1 pseudogene is annotated in these 344 nt (G+C 52.0%); it reads left to right on the top strand.

Going from position 1 to position 344, the window contains the following annotated elements:
• Positions 1-115: 115 nt before the first annotated feature.
• A pseudogene (locus V1L65_RS28680) lies at positions 116-344 on the top strand (IS21 family transposase); the annotation flags it as partial.

Below are 344 nucleotides of genomic sequence, written 5' to 3'. Positions count from 1 at the left end.
CGTCGACACATGGCTGGAGGAAGATCGGCTGCTCCCTCGTAAACAGCGGCATACGGGGGTCCGCATCTTTCAGAGGCTGCGAGATGAACATCAATTTACAGGTGGACAACGAACCGTGCTTGCTTATGTAAGCAAACGAAAGAGCGAACTCGAGCTGGAACGAGCCAAAACCTATGAGCGCCTAGAACATCCACCGGGTGAAGCGCAAGTAGATTTCACCACCATGGAAGTTAGTAGGGGGCACCAGTTACTGACCTACAAGCTGTTGGTCGTATCCCTTCCTTACAGCAATGCAGCATTTGTGTACCCAACCCCGGCAGAGAACCAGGAGTGCTTTTTAGAAG

It is taken from the genome of Paenibacillus sp. IITD108, assembly GCF_036541265.1.
In the GTDB taxonomy this organism is placed as follows: Bacteria; Bacillota; Bacilli; order Paenibacillales; family Paenibacillaceae; genus Pristimantibacillus.
This window is presented reverse-complemented; position numbering and strand designations above follow the sequence as displayed.